The organism is Hydrogenophaga pseudoflava (genome assembly GCF_031020795.1).
GTDB lineage: Bacteria > Pseudomonadota > Gammaproteobacteria > Burkholderiales > Burkholderiaceae_C > Hydrogenophaga > Hydrogenophaga pseudoflava_A.
In genome coordinates, this window is sequence record NZ_JAVHJP010000001.1 from 1,095,751 (window position 1) to 1,098,250 (window position 2,500).

Annotated in this window: 1 protein-coding gene and 3 rRNA genes (2 of these 4 running past the window's edge); all 4 read right to left on the bottom strand. The window is 50.8% G+C overall.

Annotated features, from left to right (window positions below; genetic code table 11):
- Window positions 1–205, bottom strand: a 16S ribosomal RNA gene (locus tag RCO38_RS05360); it reaches 1,324 nt to the left of the window's first position.
- 257 nt (window positions 206–462) lie between these two features.
- Window positions 463–645, bottom strand: coding sequence for a hypothetical protein (locus RCO38_RS05365; RefSeq protein WP_308327242.1), 183 nt, complete (start codon window positions 643–645; stop codon window positions 463–465).
- Window positions 646–688: 43 nt separating this feature from the next.
- Window positions 689–801 (bottom strand): 5S ribosomal RNA (gene rrf, locus RCO38_RS05370).
- A gap of 157 nt (window positions 802–958) precedes the next feature.
- Window positions 959–2,500 (bottom strand): 23S ribosomal RNA (locus tag RCO38_RS05375); it runs 1,335 nt beyond the window's last position.

Here is a 2,500-nt window from a genome sequence, read left to right on the forward strand (position 1 = left end):
CCTTACGGTCCCCCGCTTTCATCCATAGATCGTATGCGGTATTAGCACAGCTTTCGCTGCGTTATCCCCCACGACTGGGCACGTTCCGATGCATTACTCACCCGTTCGCCACTCGTCAGCACCTTGCGGCCTGTTACCGTTCGACTTGCATGTGTAAAGCATGCCGCCAGCGTTCAATCTGAGCCAGGATCAAACTCTTTAGTTCGATCTTGAATTACTCATAAAAACGGAATTGAAGTGAACTTCACTTCTATTCTCATGAGCGTTTAAAGTCTTGCGACTTGAACTCTTTCGAGCTCTGTTTCGCAATCGCCTTCAAACGCCCACGCTTATCGGCTGTATGTTTTTAATGATCCTCAAGAGCAGCAGACTTGATATCTGCTATTCTTGTTTGCTTCGCTGCGATCAGCGGAGCCTTGCAGTATACACCAGTTTTTTATCGCTTGTCAAAAATTTTAGAAATTAATCTGAAACTTTTTGACCGATCGATGCAGCCACTGGAGCATCTTCTTCACCTGCCTCACCAAGCGCCTTGAGCAGCTCAGTGATCAGCGAAGCCTCGCAGTATACGACAGTTTTTGACTTCGTGTCAACTTTTTTCAAAGCCACAAAATCAAGAAGCGGCACACACCACCGGGAACTCAAGACCCCTCTCACGGACGAGAGGGGTCTTGCCCTCTTAATAATAGCCTGACGATGACCTACTTTCACACGGGAACCCGCACTATCATCGGCGCAAAGTCGTTTCACTGTCCTGTTCGGGATGGGAAGGAGTGGGACCAACTCGCTATGGTCGTCAGGCATAACTTGTTGCCTGGCTGATATTTTTCAGCCGGGCGAATTCATAGAGTCTGGAATCAGCTTGTTTTTGATTGCTGCCAACGTCATGACTGAGTCATGAGGGCATAAGACATTTGCACGAACCGTCTTCTCAGACATGTGGTTTCGTCAAAGTTATAGGGTCAAGCCGCACGGGCAATTAGTATCGGTTAGCTTAACGCATTACTGCGCTTCCACACCCGACCTATCAACGTCGTGGTCTTCAACGACCCTTCAGGGGGCTCAAGGCCCCGGCAGATCTCATCTTGGAACGAGTTTCCCGCTTAGATGCTTTCAGCGGTTATCTCTTCCGCACTTAGCTACCCGGCAATGCCACTGGCGTGACAACCGGTACACCAGAGGTGCGTCCACTCCGGTCCTCTCGTACTAGGAGCAGGCTTCCTCAAATCTGCAGCGCCCACGGAAGATAGGGACCAAACTGTCTCACGACGTTTTAAACCCAGCTCACGTACCTCTTTAAATGGCGAACAGCCATACCCTTGGGACCGGCTACAGCCCCAGGATGAGATGAGCCGACATCGAGGTGCCAAACACCGCCGTCGATATGAACTCTTGGGCGGTATCAGCCTGTTATCCCCAGAGTACCTTTTATCCGTTGAGCGATGGCCCTTCCATACAGAACCACCGGATCACTATGTCCTGCTTTCGCATCTGCTCGACTTGTCAGTCTCGCAGTTAAGCACGCTTATGCCATTGCACTATTAGCACGATGTCCGACCGTACCTAGCGTACCTTCGAACTCCTCCGTTACACTTTGGGAGGAGACCGCCCCAGTCAAACTGCCTACCATGCACTGTCCCCGATCCAGATAATGGACCTAGGTTAGAACCTCAAACACACCAGGGTGGTATTTCAACGTTGGCTCCACCGGAACTAGCGTCCCGGCTTCAAAGCCTCCCACCTATCCTACACAGATCTGTTCAAAATTCAATACAAAGCTACAGTAAAGGTTCATGGGGTCTTTCCGTCTTTCCGCGGGGAGATTGCATCATCACAAACATTTCAACTTCGCTGAGTCTCAGGAGGAGACAGTGTGGCCATCGTTACGCCATTCGTGCAGGTCGGAACTTACCCGACAAGGAATTTCGCTACCTTAGGACCGTTATAGTTACGGCCGCCGTTTACTGGGACTTCGATCAAGAGCTTGCACCCCATCAATTAATCTTCCAGCACCGGGCAGGCGTCACACCCTATACGTCCACTTTCGTGTTTGCAGAGTGCTGTGTTTTTAATAAACAGTCGCAGCCACCTATTTTTTGCAACCCATTCGTGCTCAGATGTTCTCATCACACTACTAGGGCACACCTTCTTCCGAAGTTACGGTGTCAATTTGCCGAGTTCCTTCTCCTGAGTTCTCTCAAGCGCCTTAGAATACTCATCTCGCGCACCAGTGTCGGTTTGCGGTACGGTCAATTGCAAGCTGAAGCTTAGTGGCTTTTCCTGGGACCTCGTTCAGTTACTTCGCGAGCAAGCTCGCTCGATCAGCAGCCTCGGTATATGACGGGCGGATTTGCCTACCCATCGCCTACATCTGCCTAAACCGGGACATCCAACACCCGGATAACCTATTAAGATCCGTCCCCACATCGCACTTGCAATCGGTGCAGGAATATTGACCTGCTTCCCATCAGCTACGCATCTCTGCCTCGCCTTAGGGGCC